The 24334-nt window shown below is 31.8% G+C and carries 9 protein-coding genes; 6 read left to right on the plus strand and 3 right to left on the minus strand.

Features of this window, described 5'->3' with window-relative positions:
* The 6 genes from N4A31_03310 to N4A31_03335 all read left to right on the plus strand — a co-directional run.
* A partial coding sequence (locus N4A31_03310) for a PT domain-containing protein (protein MCT4635261.1) occupies positions 1-5257 on the plus strand: 5257 nt, incomplete at its 5' end.
* Between the two features lie 20 nt (positions 5258-5277).
* Positions 5278-6090, plus strand: coding sequence for a helix-turn-helix transcriptional regulator (locus N4A31_03315; GenBank protein ID MCT4635262.1), 813 nt, complete (start codon positions 5278-5280; stop codon positions 6088-6090).
* A gap of 362 nt (positions 6091-6452) precedes the next feature.
* Positions 6453-8147 (plus strand): hypothetical protein, encoded by a 1695-nt coding sequence (locus tag N4A31_03320; GenBank protein MCT4635263.1) that lies wholly within the window; start codon positions 6453-6455, stop codon positions 8145-8147.
* A complete protein-coding gene (locus N4A31_03325) occupies positions 8131-9558 on the plus strand; it encodes a hypothetical protein (protein ID MCT4635264.1) in 1428 nt (475 codons plus the stop codon). The genes N4A31_03320 and N4A31_03325 overlap by 17 nt, the downstream gene beginning before the upstream one ends.
* Before the next feature lie 386 nt (positions 9559-9944).
* Positions 9945-10883, plus strand: coding sequence for a hypothetical protein (locus N4A31_03330; protein MCT4635265.1), 939 nt, complete (start codon positions 9945-9947; stop codon positions 10881-10883).
* Positions 10884-10906: 23 nt separating this feature from the next.
* On the plus strand, positions 10907-11401 hold the full coding sequence (locus N4A31_03335; protein ID MCT4635266.1) for a hypothetical protein: 495 nt from the start codon (positions 10907-10909) through the stop codon (positions 11399-11401).
* Positions 11402-11656: 255 nt separating this feature from the next.
* On the opposite strand, the gene N4A31_03340 is transcribed toward N4A31_03335, so the two are convergent.
* The 3 genes from N4A31_03340 to N4A31_03350 all read right to left on the minus strand — a co-directional run bounded on the left by N4A31_03340 (position 11657) and on the right by N4A31_03350 (position 24199).
* Positions 11657-11971, minus strand: coding sequence for an integrase core domain-containing protein (locus N4A31_03340; GenBank protein ID MCT4635267.1), 315 nt, complete (start codon positions 11969-11971; stop codon positions 11657-11659).
* Between the two features lie 661 nt (positions 11972-12632).
* On the minus strand, positions 12633-21401 hold the full coding sequence (locus tag N4A31_03345) for an NACHT domain-containing protein (protein MCT4635268.1): 8769 nt from the start codon (positions 21399-21401) through the stop codon (positions 12633-12635).
* Positions 21402-21454: 53 nt separating this feature from the next.
* Positions 21455-24199: a tetratricopeptide repeat protein gene (locus N4A31_03350; protein MCT4635269.1), complete on the minus strand. Its 2745-nt coding sequence runs from the start codon at positions 24197-24199 to the stop codon at positions 21455-21457.
* Positions 24200-24334: the final 135 nt, after the last annotated feature.

Raw genomic sequence — 24334 nt, forward strand, 5'->3', positions numbered from 1 at the left:
GCCAAGTACACACCCGAGCTCGCAAACATCTGGTCAGCCATCAAATCAACCAAGCGATCAACCATCAACTCAACCAAGTAAGCAGCCTAGTGGTCAACCTACTGGACAACCGAGCGGTCAGCCAAGTATGCAACCTAGTGATCATCCTTCAGGGCAACCGAGTAGTCAACCAAGTACTCAACCAAGTGTACAACCTAGTGATCAGCCAAGTGATCAACCATCAGCTCAGCCAAGTACACAGCCGAGCTCGCAACCATCTGGTCAGCCATCAAATCAACCAAGCGATCAACCATCAACTCAACCAAGTATGCAGCCTAGTGGTCAACCTACTGGACAACCGAGCGGTCAGCCAAGTATACAACCTAGTGATCAGCCAAGTGATCAACCATCAGCTCAGCCAAGTACACAGCCTAGTGGTCAACCTACAGTTCAGCCAAGTGGGCAGCCAAGCGTGCAGCCGTCAGATCAACCTAGCGCGCAACCAAGTGACCAACCTACGGGTCAACCTACTGGACAGCCGAGCGGACAACCAACGGCTCAACCCAGTGTGCAACCTACAGGACAACCGAGTAGTCAGCCAAGTACGCAGCCCAGTGGTCAACCTACTGAACAACCGAGCGGTCAGCCAAGTGAGCAACCTAGTACACAGCCATCAGCTCAGCCAAGTACGCAGCCTAGTGATCGTCCTTCAGGGCAACCGAGTAGTCAACCAAGCAATCAACCATCAGCTCAGCCAAGTATGCAGCCTAGTGGTCAACCTACTGCGCAACCAAGTATACAACCAAGTACTCAACCAACCAATCAACCTTCAACTCGGCCAAGCTCTAAGCCTAGTTTACAACCTTCAGGTGAGCCGAGTAGTGTACCATCAGTAGAACCTACATTCTATCCTACATTTGCTCCTACTATGAGAGAATTAGAAGATATCGACGTTAATTCTCTAGGTAGGCGTGGAGTAACCTTTTCTGGATCCTTTACTGGTAACAGAATAGCCAGTAGTTTTACTTCGATTGGTGATTTAAATGGAGATAAAATTCCTGATCTATTAATTGCCACATCTGATAAAAGCGCCTGTATTATTTATAATATTGAAAATCCACAAAGCAATAAATTAGACGATATAAATCATAAATTCTGTATATATTCTGATAATCCTCTTAATTACGCTTTAGTTGGTGACATTAATGGAGATGGAATCGATGATCTTGCTGTAGCCATTCCTTATCATGACAACCAAAAAGGCCGAGTTAGAGTTATTTATGGCAGAAACACTCCTTTTGAGGATATTGATTTAGATAATGATTTTTCTATAGATGGCTTCAACATTGATGGAACAAATAGTTATGGCCATTTAGGTAAAAAGATTGTTGGTATAAGAGATACTAATAATGATGGTTATAATGATATCTTAATAGCTTCAGATAGATTAGATATAATCTATGTGGTTTTAGGTAGTAATGACAATATAGATATTACTGTTCCCAGCTTCTTAGATAGAGTATTTAGCATAAGTGGTTCAAATTATAAATCGTTATCAAGTAATTCTATTGAGTATATAGGTGATGCTAATGGAGATGGAACCCTTGATTTTGCAATACTATATAATTCCATTGAATATATAGGTGATATTAATGGAGATGGAATTTCCGATTTCGCGATAGCTATTCCAAATGCAGAATCTAAAAGAGGAATAGTTTATGTATTATATGGAAGTAATACTAATAATTTAGACATAGATTTAGATCATCTATCTTTATCTCAAGGATTTAAAATAATAGGAGCTAACATTGGTGATAGAATAGGATGTAGTATCGCCAAGCTTGGTAAAGTCAATGGAGATGATATTGATGACTTTCTATTAGGTTCTTATTATATAGATTCATTTGCGGGTAAAGATTATGTATTTTATGGCCAGACAGAATGGTTTGAAAATAAAACTTTATCAAGTTTTACTATTAGTGATGGATTTACTATTTCAGGAACTACAAATAGCTATATAGGACATTCAGATGCTGGGGGGTTCGATGCTAGCAAAGATGGTAGAGGTGATATTATAATAGGCTCCTTTAGAGGAAGAGATTATTTGATTTATGGTAGCAGAAAATTAATTATACCAGATATATATTTAAATGACTTAAAGCCTGAACAAGGGATCTCTGTCATTGTTTCTAGTGGTTATAAAGGAGGCTATGTTGTAGGTAATATTGGAGATATAGATAATGATGGCTTTGAAGATTTTGCTACAGCATTTCACTATGCTACAGTTGAAGGTATTACATCTTCAGGGGCTGTTTATGCAATTACTAATATTTATGCTAATTCAGCAGATTCTCCTTCTAATTCACCAATTCATACAAATGAGCCAGTTTTAGATCCTAGTATTGCTCCAACGATTCAGTTTTTAAGCGCCTCTCCTACAAATACACCAAGCCATGTTCCCAATGCAACCCCGAGGCCTACTTCTCCAAGTGTTAAACCCAGCTTTAACCCAACTGATTTATCTCCAACTAATCAACCAAGCTCTTTACCATCTAAGCAACCGATTGCTAGTCCTAGTGCTTTACCATCTGTTTTACCAAGTAGAAATCCAACTCCTAACCCTAGCATATTGCCATCTACTCTACCAAGCGGTAAACCAACCACTAGTCCTAGTAATTATCCAAGCATAATGCCAACAATTATATCTACAAATAATTTTGTAAATACAGTCATTACTAAAAATGGTACCTTTTATGGCTCAATTGAAAATGAGCGTTTTATTGTAAACGCTCCTGGAGATATAGTTATCAATTCTAATGGAGGCAAAGATGCTTATATAATAAAGAACTCTATATCTAAAGTAACTATAGTTGGCTTCTTGCCAAAATATCAAACAATAGACCTAACAAAGTTTCATCATATTCATGACATCTTTTACTTTATTGAAGGGCGTAATAGAGATGCTAATATAGTTAGTTATTCGAATCAAAGAAATAAGCAATGTGTTTTAAACTTAAACTCTAATCAGACTATTATAATAAATGATGTAAACATGAATGAATTATCTCAGGATAATTTTATTTTTTACACACCAAGAATTGAAGAAACTATATATAAGAAAGTATCTTTTGCCTTTATAGCTGCTGGGGCTATTTTCGTAACATTATTAGGGCGTAGAATTTACCTAGATCGTGATGATATAAAGAAATATTTTTATAAATCACATAAAATTGGTATTGATGTATTTGTTGATGTGCCTGAAGGTTTATTTGAAGACGTATTATTTAGCAATAAAATACCTAAAAAAGATTTATATAGCTATTACTCCAGAAAAATATCTTCAATATATCCAATTGCAGATAACTCTATAGAAGATAATAATTTAATAAAACAATTATTTAGTTTTGATAAAGGAAGAACAGAAGCTTTTGCAGCTATGAGTAGACTTCAAAATCACCCAAACTTATTTAACCTAAAAAATATCTACGCTCTTTTTAAACTACTTAGTGACAAAAAACATTCAATAAGAGAAGAAGCTTTTAACACACTTGAAGCTTTAATAAATAATAGATCTGATTTGCTTTCAGCACAATTCATAAACTTAATAAAGATACAATTAAGTAGTCCTTCTGGGGAGGTGGTTAATTATGCAATTTCCCTATTCTCATCTGTGTGGGAAAAGAATCCAGATTTAATTACAAATAATATAGAAAGGAAACTAAATAGATTAGCCAATCGATATTATAATAAAAAATTATATAGTCTAATTGGAGATATTGAAGCCAAAAAAGATGAATTGAGAAAAAATGATTTAGAAGCCAATCTTTTATGCAACGAATATAGTTCATCAGAGGAAGATAATGATTTACCAAATAATGAAATGCCATTGGAAGTTTTAAATGAGATCTATGGTTATTTTGTACCCAGTGATGAGGACTCAGATGAATCATCAGAGGAAGATAGTAGCTTATTAGAGGAAGAGAGTAACTCATCAGAGGAAGATAGTGATTCACAAAATAATAATATAATTCCATTAGATGTTTTAAATGAGATCAAGAATATAAATAGCGGTTTTTTATTAAGTGATAATAAGTTCTCAGATGAGTCATCAGATTCAGATTCAACAATTGTTGTAAAATTAGATGGAACTCCTATAAGTGGAGGAGATTTACCAAATGATGATTTATTTAATTTAGAACATACAAGTACAGGTTCTAAGAAGTCAGAAGCTTCTGTTAGCACAACTTTACTCTCTATAGATGCTTCTGGAGAATTAGCACAATTGCATAATTTTGAGCGGTTTGGATTGGAGATCATAGACGTTACAAAAGAAATATATAAAGATATAAAGTATATAAATACTATAAAATATGAACGCTTTACAGGAACTAATAATGATAATTACGTTGAAACAGAAGATTTTATAGGTTTATATGATTCTACAATATTCTTTCTAAATACAAGACAATTCATTGAATATCTACCATTAATGAAATATATAACTCAAGCTACAGGGAACACCTTAGGCTATAACATAACTATGCCTAAAATATTAGATAATAGTGCAGCATTATTGGGAAGTCATATAATCCTTGGCTATACAGGAGTTTATCTTCTACCAAATGGGGATATTTCATGCACTTACGCTTTAACATTATCTTCTGCGGGTAGTGCAAGTTATGCTGTAAGGATAATGTCTATTGATTATCTCAAGCAACAAAAATCAGACATTGCAGATAATTCAACAGAGTTTACATATAAATGCAGTGGAATTATGTTGGCCTATACAATTCCAACACTTGCCAATAATTTAATAAATAAAATGTTAATGCCAGAAGCTGAGATAGAGCTAAACAGCTATAACCTAATGATAAATACAGGCATTGGTGGAGCTGAATGCTACAAATTATATAAATCTTCAATAGAACAAGATTATGAGCAGATCCCAACAACTTCAAATATAGCCATACCTTATATAGCAGATAGCATAGCCCTCCTTCTTATAGTTAGGAGCACGCAATTTGAATATAGTGATAGCAGAAGCAGCATATCTACAATAATGATGGGAGTAAAACAAGCAGTTGCAGTTGCTAGTACAGTAATCACGACTGACTATATGAGCAGAATGACCATGGATCTGATAGCAAATGAGATCAAAGAAGAATATATAGATCCAGTATTTGATTACACTGTGGATGCTTATGAATCAGGGATAGATATAATTTATAATATGGCAGGAGAAATGAAAGATTATTTAAAACAAACTGAGGAACTATAATTTTATAACAAAGGTAAGTGATGAATTGTAACAATAACACTGAAGCCTGGAACAAAATAACTCAAACCCATGATCTCTTCAAGAAGATCATCGCCCCACTAAAGCAACATCTCAACATCAACTTCGGCTATATGATAGTGTTTAATGATGGTCGCTACTACCAGATAATTGAAGATCTAGAATGCCTTAAGAAATGGGTTACCAATGTAGAAACCAGCCACATATTCTGCGCTAGGAATGTTACCACCTATTTTGATCAACCCTACAACTTCACTATTTGGCCAGAAGAGCCAACTTGTCCTGCAATGGAGATATACAAAGAGCATGGTATTTGGAACGGGATAACTGTATCTAAGACCAACAAAGATTATACAGAACTATACTGGTTCACCAAACAAAATGCAGAAGATGGGTGGCATAAGTGGTTCATTAGGAACAAGCAGATTTTATTAGAAGCAATTAAATTTTTTGAAATGAATAGAAATGGTTTATCTATCCCAAATAAGAACCATTCAAATCTATTTCAATTTATTCAAGAATTTAATCTTGCTATGCTTACGTCAGAATATATAAAAAAAGAATCATTAGCTGCTAACAGAGTATTGAGGTTATTTCATTCAAATTCTGCAACTCAATTGAAAAAATTTCTTTCAATACAAGAGTTAAAAGTATTAGCAATGATTTATGAAGGACATACAATAAAAACTGTAGCCCAAAAGTTATGTATTTCTATCAACACAGTATACAGCTACCTTGAACGGATTAGGAATAAAACAGGTTTGAACTACAAATCAGATATGATTCAATTTTATAAAAACAGATTACTTGGATAAATAACTTTGTGGTGATTTTTTACTACAGACAAGCAGTTCTATTACCGTAATATAGTTATGTAGATGCAAGTTTGGCATATCACAAGCTGAGTAAGCTTACTTTAGTTTTGAAATTTTGTATTAATCATTTGTGGATGAGGAAAATTATGAGCGGGATGCAAAGACTAGAGAGTTATGATTACTCTTCAGATGAATAACAAATTACTACGAACAAATTGTTTTAAAGCTACTAATGATGGGGTTATTGATAATATCGTGTCTATACAGGACAGTTAATGGTTATGCTTCAGTTGGCTTTGCGAGTAGTAGTCAACACGCCAAAATTTGCAGTATTATTTATTAAAAATCAATAGGAGGAATTTATGTCAACTTTATCAGTTATTAAACCAGAATTTTTAATTAACTCGAAATATACTGAGGGGACCCAATATGCTGTAAGCTTATACTACTCTACAGAATGCCAAGGTGGCCTAGCAACCTGGGAGTCAGATGAAGAAGATGGTGATGGTTTGGGAATTTACGCAGTGAATATGGATTATTCAGGAAATTTTACGAGTAATCACTATAGAGTAAATCTAAATACAACAGGAGACCAAGTTTTTTGGAGAAATAATGGAGGGAGTGTTTCATTTAATAAAAATACTGATGACGCTGTGTTTGTTTGGGGTACTTATCCAGATGGATTATCTGGTGGGGACAGTGATAATTATGCTTCTGCCTCAATTAAAGCAAGATTGTTCGGTCAGGACCATGAAGTTTTGGTAAGTGAAAATAATGATCTTCCAAATAGAACTCCATTTGTGATCTATTTAAATTCGGCCGAAAAGATTTTAGTATCTTGGAATGAGCACGGAGGAAAAATATATGGGCAGTATCTTGATTATAATGGGAAGAAAATTGATCATAATTTTATTATAGGCGGCAATGTATATGAGGGATCTGACTCTGATATATGTAAGTTTACTTCAGGAGAATACGTTGTTATATGGGGTACAACTGATGGAATTAGTGCAGTAATAAGAGATTCTTTCAGCAATAATACGTCTGAAGAAACAATAATAGCTGGTTCTGGTAGTTACGTTTCTAATTTATCTTGTTTTCCTGATAATAATTTTATAATTACTTATAAATATGGCGATAATATATACTACAAAATTCTTTCAACAGACTTTTCGGAAGCTTATCCTCAAACAAAAATTAACGATATTAGTACTGAGCCTCATGAGCCAGTTGTTACTACACTTGATGAAAATAATTTTATGATTGCGTGGCAAAATGTTTGGACAGGTACGCGTTCTGTTTATCTTAAAGGTTACAACATCGATGGAAGCATAATTATAGATGAACAGAGAGTGAGTCCTGACAATACAAATAGTCATTATCACATTGATGTTAGTAATATGGGATTTGGTAGATTTATGATTGCTTATCAGGATGATGGTTATGATCAGAGTGGAGCATCTGTTGTTGCCAAGATTTTAGAGGTTGATAATATAGCAAATAATACTACATCAAGATCTGAATACTGTTCCTCTAGTGCAGATAATAATATTGCTATAAATTCATTCTGTAGTCCAAAATTTAGTAACAAAATTGTCAACTTTAATAATGCAAAAGGCTCTCAAGGTTGTGATAAATTAATTGGTAATAATAACTCTAATACAATTTTAGGTGGTAAAGGCAATGACTTCATTCAAGGTAGAGGTGGCGCAGATTACCTAGATGGTGGAGAAGATATTGATACCGTGAGTTATGAAGATTCCACTGCGGCTGTGATCATAGATCTAATGGAAGGAACTGGACAAGGAGGTAGTGCAGAAGGTGATACTATTTACAATATGGAAATAGTTATTGGTTCTAATCATTCTGACACAATTATTTGCAATAATGACACAATGGCTGTATATGGCGGCACTGGAGATGATACTGTAATGGTATCGCAGTTAAACATGACAGTTGATGGTGGTGCAGGTGATAATACAGTATCCTTCGAAAATCTTGATCAAGGTGTATATGTTGATCTAGCTGGTGAAGAATTTTATGAGCTTGAAAATTAAAAATGTACAGAATATTATAGGTACTAAATTCAATGATGTTTTGTTAGGTAATGATAGAAATAATCTTATATCAGGAGGTGATGGTGATGATATCATAAATGCTCGAGGAGGAGTTAATACGATTTATGGTGGAAGTGGTAACGACAAGTTTGTCATCACCCAATCTTCTGATAACGTTACAGTTATGGACTTTGAACTTAGTAATTTAAAAGAAAAATTGAATTTTATTGCTTTTGGTCCAGATATTGTTGATGTTTCTCATTTATTTATAACAGAGGTTAATAACTCTTCGGTAATAAAAATTACTGAAGAAATTACTTCCCCCATAATTTATCTACCAGGCGTACAAGCTGATAGATTAAATAATAGTAATTTTCTATTTTTCAAGCAAAGTCTTCAATTTCCAACCGTTGTTCCATCCGTTATCCCAACATTGGAAACAACAGTTATGGTTGAAACTTTTTATCCTTCATCTCATCCTACGACTCTTCCCTCGATAATAAGCATTGGCAGTCCAATACCCACATTTTTACCAAGTTCAGTTCCTTCAAAGTTTGTACCAGTTGAATCTCCAAGTCCTACGGTTCTCCCAACTGAAATCGCAACTGTTGCAAACTCAGAATTGCCTAATTCACTTCCTACTTCACTACCTAGTTTCAGTCCAACAGAATATCCTTATGTAGTAGTAGGAATTATAACTGGTGGTAAGCATAATGGAACTGTAGAGAAAGAAAACTTTATTATAAATGTTACAAGTAGTGTTGAAATTACAAGTGGTGGTGGAGAAGATCTGTTTACAATTCTTCCCCATGCTTCTGTTAATATAACGATTACAGATTTTAATCAATCCAGTCAGGTAATTGATTTAAGACCTTTCACAAATATATTTAGTATAAATGATATCAATATTACAAGTGGTTCTGTAATAGTACATTTACCTGAAGAACAGAAGATAAGATTGTTATATCTTGTACCCTCAGATATAAAATTTGATAACTTTGTTTTTTATTCAACACAGCATCCTACAAGAGCACCAACACAGACTCCAACTGAAATTTCTGCAGAATATCATCCGACTGAGTCTCCAACTCAGATAATTCCAATGCCATCGAGAGTGCCTTCTGTAGCAACACCAATTTTTACTTCTAACCCAACGCTTGAAAAGATTGATTCTGGTGAAAGTGAGAATCAAGATGCATTTAATGCAATTATAGTATCTGTCACTGGAGTATTAACAGCAATATTATGTATTTCATTAGGATATATATTTAAAAGTAAGCTTAAAGAGATATTTAGAAATGATAATAAAATAATTCCTGTGGATGAAGTTGAAGAATTCTTTGATGTAGAGAGCGTAGAAGCATGTGAAGACGTTAGAGAAGAGATGGATTTAGTAGGAGAAATTGAATGACAATAAGATAGATATTTAAAAGGCACCAAATCGTACATTTTTAACTATAATAAACTCTTCCTCTACTCTACATACATTATAAACCCTAAACTTCCAAAACGGAGAATAGTTCGTAATTTGCGCTATCCACTCCGCCAGCTCTAGCTAGGTTTTACTTCAGTCTCTGCTCGATTTTACCCACTAATAAATATAGCGACTTTGCCTCAAAATCTGGCATATAAGTGTGCATTAATGCTGAAATTTTGTGTAGCTGATTGGTTTTTTGAAAGCTCAACTCAAAGCCACCCCTAAAAGTTCATTAATGATTATATTGTAAAAAGTAAATAATCGTTTATAATGCATCATATGTGAATCTAGAACCATAAAAATATAAGATAGTATATAGAATGACTATTGGTTTGCCTAATTTTTTTATTTTTGATAATGAATTTTCTCTTCTGAATTCTTGCGAACAAAGTTTAATTAATAAAAGATTTGGCCATAGTCAAGCAAATTTTAGCCAAATGGGATATATATCTAGAGGAAGAATCAAAGTGGAATTTAGTATGACGGATGCAGGTCAAAGTGTGGCATTGTTTTCTACAGAAAGATACAACAAATTTTTGACAATTGAAAGTTATACAAAAAATAAAACTGAAATTTCAAGTAATGTGATAGCTGAACTTGAGATAGTTCAGACGCCTCGTGCTGAAACTATCGATATCTTCGCTCCCTTTCAACTTTGTAAAGATTATCATTGTCACCAAAAATCATTTAATATTGAATTTATACAAGGTGATGATTTATCTATTTATGACAAACAATCGATTAATTCATCCTCAATAAAAAGCTTTAGCCCAAGCTCCTTTATTCTGGGTTATAATTGTATTGGATGGGCGCTAGGTGTGGAAACATGGATAAATCCTACTACAAAAATACCTAAAACAGCTTTTTTAAATGGAACTAAATTATCAACTTCTGTGGCAAATTTTATAGAAGACCAGACTGAGTACTTCAAAAGAGAGACTCATGCTCATTTAGTGAAGTTAGAAATAATGGAAAATTTTAAAAAAATTTCATGCTTTGAGCCTATCTCACCTATGAATTTTTCAGATGGAGCTGTAGCTTTTTATTTTCAGAATTATGCCATGACTCATGCAGCTCGGTATGTAGATAAAATAGGAGATAAAACCATAAAAGCGTGGACGTCGAAATTAGGACAGTCTTTTTTGGTATGGCACGAATTAAATGATTTAAATGAAGGAAAATACGGAGAACCTTTATGTTATGCCCTGCCAGGGACAATAGAAAATCATTACATAAGTATTGATGGTATTATACAGTAATTTAACTTAATGGGAGAAATGATATGATAGTAAATTTGAAAGGTAAAAAAGAACTGCTAAATCTTTTGGTGAGGGACTTTTTAGACAACTCAAAAAACAAAGATATTATAGACAAATATAATAAATTTGTATCAGACGTTGTGAGAGAATATAATAATAACATTAGTTTATCTAATTTATCATATAAGTACGACATTGGAGAATTATCTCAAAAACTGAAAGCAGAGGCTAAAGAAATCGGTAATTATCCTGGATTTGCAGAAATTGTAGTAAATAAGATGCTGAACCATGATGAATTTGCACTTAATTTCTATACTTTTTTATATGAGGAAACTAATCCTGAGATTGTTTTAAGCAACGGAGCTATATACTCAGATGAAAACTTATTCAAAGCATACAAAGAACATGGGGGTGGTATTGATGCCATTTGTGAAATGAATGCCGAACTATGGATACAAAGCCCTATAGGAGAAACATACTTAGAAAATTCTCTAGAAGACGGAAAAAGCTTTAGCTAAAAAAATAAGAATCAACTAAAACCAAACAATGCTTTTTGCTCTTCCCACAGTGGTTTTGTGGTAATAAAGTGATTTTAAAGATCTTGGATTAGCAGGGCTAGGCTCCGGTTTAGGAATCACTGTTGTATAGTCTTGTGAAGTAAAGTTTGGTAGATATATATTTCACCAGGACACTTCATACCTATAGATTGGTGAGGGCGCTCATTATTATATTCTGCTACAAAATGATCGAATTTTTCCTGCTGTTGTAACAAATTAAAACCAGCTGTTTTTTGTTGCTTCTTTTTTTAAATTTAGATGCATTCTCTCATGTCTTTTATTCTGCTGGGGTTTTCCAGGCTTTATCCGTTCTATTGATATACCTAAACGCAACCTCCAAACTGATAATTTACTCAACCCAAAAAGTGAGTTAGCTGAAGCAAATGGGACACCATTGTCAGTTTTAATTGCGTCTGGTAAGCCAGATTCTTTAAATACTCTTTCAAATACTGTAAAAGAAAAATTCTCTTTTGTTGAATCTAATCCTTCGCAAGCTAAGAGGTAACGAGAACAATAATCAGTTATGGTCAAGGGATAACAATATTGCTTATTTCCTAACGTAAACTCTCACTTGTAATCAGCACACCATAACTGATTAGGACGTTTCGCATCAAATAATTCGCTACTTTCAGCTTTATAGTGTCTATTACGTCTAGGTCTTTTAACCAATCCATGTCTATCCAATATCGTATGAACCGTGCTAATTGTAGGAGTAGGTATCATTGGATACAGCCTAATAAGTTTTTCTTTAATTTTGGGTGCTCCCAAAGGGAGATAGTCTTGTTTGATGCGTAAAATAGCTTTTTCTACTTAGAAAGGTAATTGATTCGCATATCTATAAGGTCTTCTGCTGCATCTTGTAACTCTTCTAAACCACAGTCCTTATATCTTTCCTATATTTTATAGCCCGTCTTACGCGAAATACCAAATTCTCGACAAAAACACTGCCATCTTCTCACCGTCTAACCTTCTTGCTACAAATTTTAGTCTTTCTTCCATAATGTTACTCTCCGTCCATGTCATTTAAAAATTCTTCAAATGACAAAAGTGTAACCTATGTCTCGCTAATTTTCTGTAACCCATCTCTCAGTAAGGACCCCGTCACTTATAGAAGTTCTCTAAAAATTAGAAATAAATCCTAGGTCGCAAATAGGTCGCAGAAAAAATGATTTCAGATGATAGGGTTTTAAAGTTATAAGCTATCAATTTTGTTAACATATGTATTTCCAATAATTATTATATGATCTAACATTTCTTGTTCTTTGTTATAGCAATAATAATGCTCAAGCTCTTCCTCTTTAAACTCTACAACCTCTACACAATGATCATATTCCATCACTTTAATATGTTTTGTTTTAAATCTCTCAGAGTTTTTATTGTTTTGTAGATCATACTTTTCATCTATAACTCGAGAATAAATATGTTCATATAGTTTTTGACCGAATTCACCTTTTTCTTTTTTTAGCTGCTGTTGGGTTTGAAGTTTTTCTTGTTCTAAATTAATATTATTGATTTTTATTTCATATTCTTTTGATACCTTGGCAAAATCATAAAATTGCTGTAATGGCCAAATCGATAGAGTCTTAGTAATATCTCTATATGCAATAGCGGATTTTAATTCAGATTTTTTTGAATTATAATCTAAATAAAATGAATATGCATTTGTTATAGCTATGTATCCATTATAAACTGCCATACTAGCACCGTAAGCAAAACCAATATAAGGTACCTCTGTAAATTCAAGCATAGATGGCAATGCCATATAGAAAGCAGTTGAAGCAGCTTGTTGTGCAGCCTGAACATACTCCCCATGATAACTCTTATAAAAGATATCTACTGCATTTATGTATATTGAATATCCATTAACCCCAGAATACAAACTGTAAATATAAGTGGTATCTAAAGCTAATTTTTTGGTATTATCTAATGTAGGTTCATACAGTAATCTCGCAGTATCAACTGCTGTGTCTATTATTTTGAAACCTATTGTTGTTTTATAAGTGAGGGGTTGAACCTCTTGTATCTTGTCATTTAGCAGTTTATCTATATCTAGATCTTTAGTGAATTTTTCCTGTAAATCTTTTACAAAAGCAAAATCTTCTGTCTTGCCACCTTTATCTGGATGAAGTTTTAGTAATATTGATTTTCTAAAATAAGAATAGTCTTTTAGAATATTTATGGATTGATCAATGCCATTATTTTTGAGTATTGCATTGAATTTAAGTATATCTTGGTAATAGATGAACTTTTTAACTTGCCAAGCCACATCCACTCCATTAAATAGATAACCTACAAAGCTGCTCAACATAAATGAACTTTGAGTTATCTCTGGAACCTCTTGACTATCTACATTATCAGTAGGAGATTCGTTGGAGATAGCATATGGCACAGAATATTTATGGTTTATTACAGCCACAGTATCACTAGTAATCTGTTTTAGTCCTTCAATATGAGATGAACCTACAAGAAAAATTGAATTTCTACCAAAACTTGATATCTCATATAACTTACTAGCTATATATTCTTCACGAGTTGTATGATAATAGGGAGAATTTTTAGAATGCTCCAAGCCTTTACCTTCTATACCTAATACTAATATACCCTTATCTCTCGCAATATTATAAAGCATAGCATCATAATATATGGGAGAACTTGTCAAGCTATTGGGTAATACCACTTCACTATATCGTAATATGTTAGCAAATAGAACTACGTCCCTCATTCCTAAATTATTACCATTTTGCTTTCTCTCCAGACAAATAACAGTATCAGATTCAATCTCATTATGATTTATCATTCTGATAAGTTCTAGTGCGTTATCTTTATGTAATCTATGGCTAGGTTCAGAGAATAAAGTAACAGTAGCAGAATGCTGGCTTGGATCATCTATACTCATCAAACTTCTAGAAACATCAGCTTTAGACATTCTGTAAAAATCTTCTACCTCTGAATATTTCGATAACAATTCCTGTAGTGAATCTATTTCCTTGTAAAACAAAGCTTGCTTCTCATATCTTATTAGGTGAGAGTTGTCATAATCAGCTATTCTTAGAGCAATACCTGTATTTGGAAATATTGGCCTATGTTCAAGATATTGCCTAACTAAAATATCATCTTCTTGGGCTAAGATAGCAGCTCTGATTCCTGCTAGATATAACTCTCTGCTTGATCCAATTTTATAAACCTTCCCTTCGAAAATAATACTAGCTTTATTTGTTGTTGAAGTAGCCACTCCATGTTCTATTGCCTTAATAATGAATTTTCTTTCTACTTCAGTAATTTGCTCAAATCCTAAAACTTTATGAAATAATTTGTTAAAAAACAAAGGAGTTTCATAGGAAAGTTTAAGTAAATCACCATAATTATCAGTTATCCAAATAATTTCTGCTGAAGTTATAGTGTCCAGCTTAAAGTTCAAGACTTTCTTAGCTAAAGTGATTAAATCTTTTTTTTCATTATCATTTGGATCATAAAAGGCAATTATGGAAAATATAGCATCAATTTTTATTATTGATTGTTCTTCATTCGATAATAATAATATAAATATTTTATTAGTAAACCATCTTACGTATTGAGCTGATTCATCAAGCAAGACAATCAGCAACTTAGGTATTGTGAATCCTATAACTATTAGTACTCTAAAGATATCATGGTTAATCTTATCGTGAGCAATTAAATTTGAAGTTAAATAACGTAGAGTCTTAATATCTATGATATCTGGTTTATTGAAAACAATTGCACAAATAACTTTAGATGCGATCTCGCTATACCCGTCATTATTCTTTAGTAAACCTAACAGTCTATATAATGATTCAGAAGAAACAAATAAATCTATACGATTTAATATTATGATATCAGTAACTTGGCTTGACTGCTTGACTATCCTATTACATAACAAAGAATCTATTAGTTTATTTAAAACCTTGAAAGTAATCAAATCAAACCTATTACTAGATATTACTCCTATTGCTTTGGTTGCTGCCTCACGAACCATCAGATCATCGTCATCTAGTCTATGCCCCAAATCATCAATAATTATCGAAGTTATTAAGAATGGAGAGTTAGAAGAAATTTCTTTAAAAACATCTGCTACTGTTTGGCGCTCTTGCCAAGATGCGTGATTTTTTAATTTTTCAAGCAACATATTTATAACAGTACCAGTTAAAAACTCAGGCTGATATAGCGCAATAACACCAAAACATTTTGCTGCTTGAACTCTAACGTTAGAGTATTTATCTCCTAAAATTTTTAATATACTATTCATGATCTTATTATTAAGAGATAAACCTTTTTCTTCTTCTAAAATTTGTAGAATTCTATTAATAGAAATAAGTCTATCTTCATCTCTTCCATTCTCAAGTATAATTGTAAGTTCTGATAGCTCTTCACAATATTTATACGTATCGATGAAGTTCCTTATATTATGTTTATTATGAGTACTTGCTTTTATGTCTGATTTCAGATCTTTGGTATATATTAGGTTTAAAGATTTAAGTATCTTTACTTGTGTATCAAAAGATTTTATAAGTTCATGCTTTTCTATTTTTAATACTTCCCAACCATTAATTATAAATAATTTTTCTATAAGATCATTTAACTTTATGGTTGCTAGTTCAGGTGCATTGCTTAATATTAAACAAAAAGTATTTATCGCTTGAGATTTACAATATTTATGACAGAAATTATTTAGTAGAAAACTAATTACCTCTGAAGTAATAAAACAAGGATTAATAAAATATATTATTTTAATTAGTCCTATAGTAACCGAGGATGGCTCTTTGTTTATTAAGTTATTTACATTTATTAAGCCCTGGTTTTCTGAATATATTGCTTCAAACAAATTAAGAATTTTTCTATCAAGATATTGTACAAGTAAATTTAATTTGTCTGAATTAATTAAGTTCGGATTATTTGATGCTATGTGCTTAAGTTCTTTAATTACTATTGACTCCAGCTCTTCTGTTAGAGAAGTTTTAAAAAGATCAAGAATATGGTCTACCACTGAAGCACTCAGCAAATCAGCTTTTAATGTAGAAATTTCGCTTATGGCAACAACTACAGTTGATTTAATATCATCATTAAGGTTTCTTAAGTTTTCTACAAAATTATTTATCAAAGAAGAATCTAATAATTCAGGTAGATCTATAGCTATTGGTTTTAAAACTTTCCATTGCCAGAAAATATATTCTACTAACTGTGTTTTGGTAATATGAAATATTTCTCTCTTAAAATCTATTCTTCCATTTGCAATAATATGAAGCGTTTCAACACTTATGTCTTTATCTTCAAAATTTTTATTACTAATAGTACAGATTATTTGCCTTATTATAGATAAATTTATTAATTCTGCTTTAATAGTAGCTATCTTACCGATAATGCTTGCTGTTATAGAAACCAGAGCAGAATCATATGAAGATAAATTTTGTTCTAACGTTATGACTAAGCTATCATCAACTATGTCACCTCTATATAAGATTAAAGATTCTAATATCCATGAACAGGAGGCTCTAACATATGCTTCTTTATGACTTATATTTATCAATAAAAATTTTATAATGCTAGGGTTAATCAATTGAATATTATTATCAGAAATAACCGCTCCTAAGATCCTATGATCTTTATTATGTGCCATATTAAAAAATATATTTTGTTGATTATCCAAAATATTTTTTTCAAAATTTTCTATTAACCTTTCTATATTAATTAAATCTATTCTTGCTACTGAAATATTCTTGAGTATTTTAACTGCTATAACTCTAACAGAATTTTTTTTATTAATTACTAAAGCTGCTAATTTTATAATCGTATTACTGCTTACTATATCACTATTTCTTTCTAAGATATTTTGTAATAAATACAATATGTCTTCATTTTGATGATAATGATATTCCTCATTAATTATAGAAATGAAGCTGCTAATTAGACGTTCTGTATCAAAATCATTTCTATTCTCTGATAGAATTTTAATAATATTAAATGCGTCTCTTCTGATGCCACTCCATCTATCTTTCAATAAAGGGAATAAACCAGTAGGCAATAATTTAATTATATAATATTCTAAACATTCTGGTTTTACTTCTACAACTGCTAATATTATTCCTGTTGCCCCGGATCTTATATCTTTGTTGTATCGCTCTTGACCAAAAATGCCGTCTAACACTTTATCGCTAAGTTTTATTAAGTCTGGCCTTACTTTTAAAATAGTAACTATAGTACTCGAAATATGAAAACGCAGGTCATAAGACGAACAAGTTGTATGATAAACGTATTGATTGACTAGACTATCCACTAGTTTAGCTCTAATTAGGTGAGGTAAATACATGGCAACTAATTTAATAAAATTAAATTTTGTGCTAATAACATGAGCGTCCTTATGAACATCAACATCACTTAAAGTTTCTAGTTGAGTAAAATCTATTAGGTTAGGTTTTTTTATTATAATGGTCTCTAATATAGATATTACTTGTTTACCAACGTCTATATCGAGATCATACAATTTTTGAACTACAAAATCACAAAGATCTTTTGTTACTAACTCAAACCTCTCATTTATAAATTTTTTTAGTAAAAAAGCTGCAATATATCTTTGTAACCAATTGTGATGATTAAATTGTATAATTAATGAATTTACTGAATCTTGAGCTACCAAATGAAAATCAGGCAACGCAGGATAATTTTTTATAAATTCCTCTATATTTTTAGCCTTATTTTGTATTGCTACTTGAGTAGTAATTATCCTCACTAAGTATGTGGTAAAACCATCAGGTACTAATTTCTCTATATTTGCTTCAAATAAATCAATTAGGTTAAATACTTCCTCTTTTAAATTATCATCTGTAATATGCCACTGTATTATATTAATGACCTTTTTAGCAATTTCTACGTTAACTTCAATCAGGTTAGATTTGTTTATAATCAATTGTTCAACCATCTTAATTGCTACGCGTTTTACTTGCCAACCTGGATAATGCAAAATTACTAGTATTTTACTCATCAATTCTTGAGCAGCTATATTATTTCTCTTTACTAGCTCTAAAGCCATTTTTATTGCGGTTTGTAGATCAATATTACGTAGAGTTGTAACTCTATCTTTTTCTGATACAATATCCTCTTCAATAAAGTAAATTTTATTCCTAATTAAAACTTCTTTCGCCAAACTTCTAGAAATATCGCTTTGATCAGAGATATTCAAAACTTTCTTTAAATAAAATATTGCGATACTTGTAAACTCCCCTTGAGCCCTAATAACTTCTTCTGCATATTCAATTTGCCATTGATAATTTAAATCAACTATCGCTAGTACAGCTTCTATAATTTTAGGTGAAGAATATCCACTCTGAATAATATGATCATGGAATTTTGTAATGTCTAAAGCAACTACAACATCAATAAGCTCTTTGATTTTTTCTAAATAAGGAATTCTTGAATCTATCTCTCCATCAATCTTGCTTTGCTCAAGCAAATACATCAGTAACGTTATTTTGTTATCTATTCCAATTTCTATAACTCCATCAATGTTACAAAGGATAGCCTCCCAGAATTTCCTCACTGCTAATTCATCTTCTTGATTCGCAATTAAGCCAACTGCAAATTTCAATATATTTAAATATCTTGGTTCATTTCGATGATTTGCTATAAATTCTGCTGCATTTCTTGATCTTAAGTCATCAACAGGTAAAAGTAATTGATCTACTAAATGGTGGGCAGTAAGATATTCTTGGAAACTCAAGTGAATAAATGCATGATCTCGATTAAATAAGTCATTCGGATCTTTTGCTTTTCCTACATTATCTACTCTTAGTAAGCCAAATTTATTAACGTCAACTATGTTAAGCCTAGCAGCTGTAGCTCTTTTTGCTATAAATCTTCCTTCAAATACTGATTTATTATCTATAAAACTATCATAAGCTATGGTTTTAAGCGCCTTAAATACTTCAAATGATTTAAACATCTCTGAATCAAGCACAGCCTGAGGATCTGTATTAACATCAATAACTATTTTAGGGTCTGTTTTAGTTATATACCTCTTGCCAAGCCATATTATTACTTCTTTATAAAGCATTCCTAAATTAAAGTTATGGGTAAATCTATCAATAGCTTGATGCTCATCAGAGGAAATTAAACATAATAACGCTATATTTAGAGGAGTAGCAGCTAACTCTCTAACATTTGAGTTTCTTTCAAGCAAATCTAATAAATGTTGTTTGCGAATTTCTACTTTATCTATTTCTGAAGGATCAGATAAAGTTTTTTTTAGTTTATCAAAGAACTTTTCTATATATTCCCTGGTTCCATCATGGCTGAATCCTTCGTTCTCTATATAGCGATCAAATCTTTTCTCATAATGTGAAGTTAAAGCATTTTTTCTAGAGTCTAATATTATGTATTTTAGTCTAAATATATTAGCTATGATGTTTTTGACTATACCAGTCTGGGTGGTTAATTGGGCAACCTCATCATAACCAGTAAATTGAAATAATGCTTCATTTATATGAGATTGAATTACTGAAGCTACTTCACTTACTGTAATTGTAAGATCTTCTTGTTCAGAAAATAGATGAATATCTTGCATCAAAGAATAATGTATAAAATACTTCAGAGGATTTTTAATAAGATCTTCTCCGGCATATAAATATTCCTTTTTCCAATCGGTTAATAAAAGATTTAACCTAATCTTAAAAGCATATTTAAACTGAGGTAATATCTCTTCCTTGCCCCAACGATGAGCAATATTGCTTAAAAGAGTACTTTTACCAATGCCAGGTCCTCCAAGAATAAGAATTTTTTCTACCTCAATTGGTGAATTCTTTAATCTATCAAATATTGTTTCAACTGTTATAGGAAGTTTGTCTCCACTAGCTTTATCTCCTAGTAGAATCTGGAGATTAATATAATAATCATCCATTTTTTGCTCAGGAACTAATTCATCTTCAATCAAACTTGGAATAATATCTTGTAAGGCATATAAGTGCTTTAATCTTTTACTTAATGATATTGGATTTTCTTCTTCAGTCCTAGAACTAACCAGAGCTTGTTGAATTAAACTTTCATGTATATTTAAGCGCCCCTCATGCTTAGCTATCTGCTCAGAGTGAGACTCTAATATACTTTTTTGTTCTTCTATTGCAGCTTTATATTTCGTGAGCTTTCTTTCTAGTTCAACTAACTCATTTTCATGAGTTAATATAATAGATTCCACTCTATCTATTCTAAATATTTCTGAATCAAACTCATAGCCGTTAAGACCTTTATAACTTATGTCTATCCCCGTCGCTATAATATCTTCTGGAATTTCGCCTTGAATCACGATTTGTATGTCTTCATGAAGCTTATATCGTTGTCTTATAAATGAACTTAAGGAAATACCATCATCTTTGCCACTTAAATAAGCCCTAAGATCTATTGCAGATATAAAGTTATAATTCCTGCTTTCTTTAGCACTAGGTGTCTGGCTTAGGAAAATGCTTTCTAACCACCCTTGTTTTTTACTAACAGCTTCTACAATATATTGTTTGTTTAGTTGATCTACTTCCAAGCTACCGCTTTTTATAATGCCAAACAGCTTTAACATAGTAAGAGCTGCAAGCTTGCTTATATCTTGAGGAACTTTTCCTTCATCTATTGAAGATTCCATTTCAATGGCAATATCTAAGATTGCAGATGATAGAATTTGTTTTATACTAGTTATTTGGTTAAGTGGAAATAGGTTATTTACTATTTTAGTAGCATCACTTCTTTCATTATATGTACGCCGAAAACTATCAAATAAGACTATAAAATCAGAAGTCTCTCTAAGGATTGGAACTCTACTTGTAAAGCGTAAACTGTTTTCTAAAGGAGTAGGGAGATATGGTACATCAACTTCGTCACTTATTTTTCTATTTCTAACTATCTCTTCCAAACAATATTCAATGAATGTATCATGAAATATTTTTAGTTTTTTTATATATGTTAAAATCATCTAAATGCCCCTTATTTACATGGTTGCAATTACTCCTTTAGCTTTTGTTCTTCTTAATTTAGTGGTTCTAGGTAATCGCTCTCTCCTAAAAAATATTTGTAAGTTTCATCTAAAAATTGTGTAATATTTTCAGGAACTAATTCCTCATAAGTGGCTAAAACTAATTTAGTCATGTAATCTGTTATGACTACTGAACTCATCACTACAAAACTTTGTTTTATAAGCATCATTTGCCCCAAAAGAGAGGTGATATCTATTGGATTACTTTGAAGTAATGCGCATCCTGTGCTGATGCCTGCAGCCGCATCAGCAATAAATGTTATTGTTATTTGTGCAAAGGATTGTTCTTTCATTTGATTCTCAGTTTGCTGCTTATATTGCTGATAGCATTGCATTCCACCCACTGCAGCACTGATTGTGATATCATAAATTGTTGGGGTAAATAAAATTCCATTATTTGTGACTACTATAAGAGTTTGCGATAATATATCAGGACCGCATTTTTCTATAAAATCCATTGGTGAGCTTATAGATTTATTCTCAGTATTCTGAAAATGTTCTTGTCTGCTGTCAGATATATACTCATATATTAAAATTTTATTGGCATAATAAAGGCTTGGTGTTAGTGAAGAAGTAAGTTTGAAGCTACCTAAGACAGAAAATGTATCAATATTACAGACTGCATAATGCATAACAATCCAAAGATAATTATTACTAAGAATTTTTGGTAGTTCTATTGAAGGAAGATGGAGCATTTCTTCTAGAAAGTATTTAATTAGTGGAGCCGCTTCAATAGCTTCTTTAAGTGCAAAAGAAGTTAATAACTTTATATTCTGTTGATTTATTTTTTTATATTCTGGCTCTATTGAGATTGGTATATCTTGCTCGTAATCTATTTTAGAATCCAACAACCACACTGCCAGGTCATCTCTGCTATAAAAATATTCTATAATATTGGTTCCTAATATATTGTCAGGAACGTTTCCTAATTCATTTAAAAACCCTTCAATTAAATATATAGTGTTATGATCCCATAGCTTTTTTATCATAATAAACTGCAGATGATGACAATCTGAATAAGTATAAGTTGATACTTTATCTGCAATAGTTCTTGTGACATCTAATGCAGTGTACAAATCGAACTCAATAAGGTTAGAATATTTAATAATTAAAGGATGACCAGTTGGGTAAAGACTTTTCATCATTTTTATTGATTGGTCTAACATTACTAAACAAGTTTTTATATTGTTTATTCCACCCATTACTTTTAGACTATATGCTAAATAACATAAAGATTCAGCGATATCGGGATGGTTTTTATTTGGGAAAAGTGATCTTCTCATGTCAAGAGCCTTCTTATGAAACTCTAAGCTACTCTTATAATCACCCATATCATGGCTTGCTTTACCAAGCTTTATTAATGAAGCTGCAATGGCGGGGTGTTTGGAGCCATACAGCTCTTCTCTCATTTTTAGAGACAATTTTTGGTATTGGGTTCCCTTTTTATATTTGCCAATTTTTATATAATAATATCCTAGATTGTTTAGTGTTCTTGCGGTATCAGGGTGGTTGTTATCTTCATGAAGGGTTTTATATATAGCTAAAGCTTTTTCTAAAAATTGTATTCCTTCGTTTATGTGTTTTAGAATGCAAAGAGAATAACCATAATTATTCAAAGATAACGCAATGGAAGGATGATTGTGTGTGTAAATAATTTTTTTAAGCTTTAGAGTTTTTCCACAGTATTCTTTAAATAATTCAAGGTTTCCTGTTCTTTCATAGGTGTTGGCCAAGTTATGTAGTATATCTGCATAAGCTTCCTCTTCTAAATTTAGCTGCTCATAAATATTATGAGATTGTTCTAAGTAATCTAAGCTTACAAGCATTTTTCCTGCTGCTAGATACACCCTTCCTAAATTACTTAATGCTTCAGCAATTTTTATATGAACTTGTTCTGGATAAACCGTATTTTTAACTACTTCTAATGCTTCTAAGTGCTTTTGCACTCCCCATTCAGAATTGCCTTGTTTCCAATATATTCTTCCTATATTTGTTAGAGATTCTGCAATCTCAAAATGATCCTGAGAATTATGCACATTTTGTTTTATTTCTAAAGCTTTTTTATAAAATTCTAAGGCAGAATTTAGGTTAAATTCTATAATTTCGTAATAATGCCCAATTTTATCATTTAGATAAGCCAGCTCAATAAATAAATTATAACCTTGTTTAGCAAATATAATATTTTGAACCAAAGTATTTGCATGATTTAATAATTTTCCATTTGACAATATTTCATTTCTATCGATACCAGATATCATATTGTTGTTTAACAAAATTACAGTTTGTTTTAGTGGCAGGTCTCCTTCAATTGTTGTTCTAGTAACTTCTTGTATTAATCGATGGATATCAATTAATAAAACGTCTTCTTCTATCTTTATTGAGATTAATGAGTAGCCATGTAAGATAGCAATGGCGGTTGTTTTTTGTTCTTCAGAGAACAGATCATGAAATAAACTTATAGGAATTGCATTTGCATGCAAATAACTGCATGTTCTTAATATACTGATTGCCTCAGGGGATAATGAATCTAGTGTCATTAACATTGTAGCATAAATATTAACCCTATGTCCTGCTTCTATTTCATTTGTTGCGTCCTGAAGGCATATTGGTAAACCTTCCTCTTTTTTAAAAGTGTATTCTTCAATATAGCTCTTAATTGATTTTTGTCTATTTACTATGTAAGCAACACTTTGGGATAAACCAAGAGGTATATTATCAAATAATCCTGCAAGCGCCAAAGCTTCACTTTCCTGATATATTATATGTTGTTCCTCAAGAGATATTCTTATATAATCAAGGGCTTCTTGTTTTGTAAACGGAGTTAATCTTATAACATCTTCATAATTTCTTTTTGGTTGGATACCATATCCTAT

Source organism: Rickettsiales bacterium, from assembly GCA_025210695.1.
Taxonomy (GTDB): domain Bacteria; phylum Pseudomonadota; class Alphaproteobacteria; order Rickettsiales; family CANDYO01; genus CANDYO01.

What these genes read in the sequence shown, in the direction of transcription:
- N4A31_03315 (MCT4635262.1), top strand. Translation starts at nt 5,278, where the DNA reads ATGAATTGTAACAATAACACTGAAGCCTGGAACAAAATAACTCAAACC.
- N4A31_03320 (MCT4635263.1), top strand. Translation starts at nt 6,453, where the DNA reads ATGTCAACTTTATCAGTTATTAAACCAGAATTTTTAATTAACTCGAAA.
- N4A31_03325 (MCT4635264.1), top strand. Translation starts at nt 8,131, where the DNA reads ATGAGCTTGAAAATTAAAAATGTACAGAATATTATAGGTACTAAATTC.
- N4A31_03330 (MCT4635265.1), top strand. Translation starts at nt 9,945, where the DNA reads ATGACTATTGGTTTGCCTAATTTTTTTATTTTTGATAATGAATTTTCT.
- N4A31_03335 (MCT4635266.1), top strand. Translation starts at nt 10,907, where the DNA reads ATGATAGTAAATTTGAAAGGTAAAAAAGAACTGCTAAATCTTTTGGTG.
- N4A31_03345 (MCT4635268.1), bottom strand. Translation starts at nt 21,401, where the DNA reads ATGATTTTAACATATATAAAAAAACTAAAAATATTTCATGATACATTC.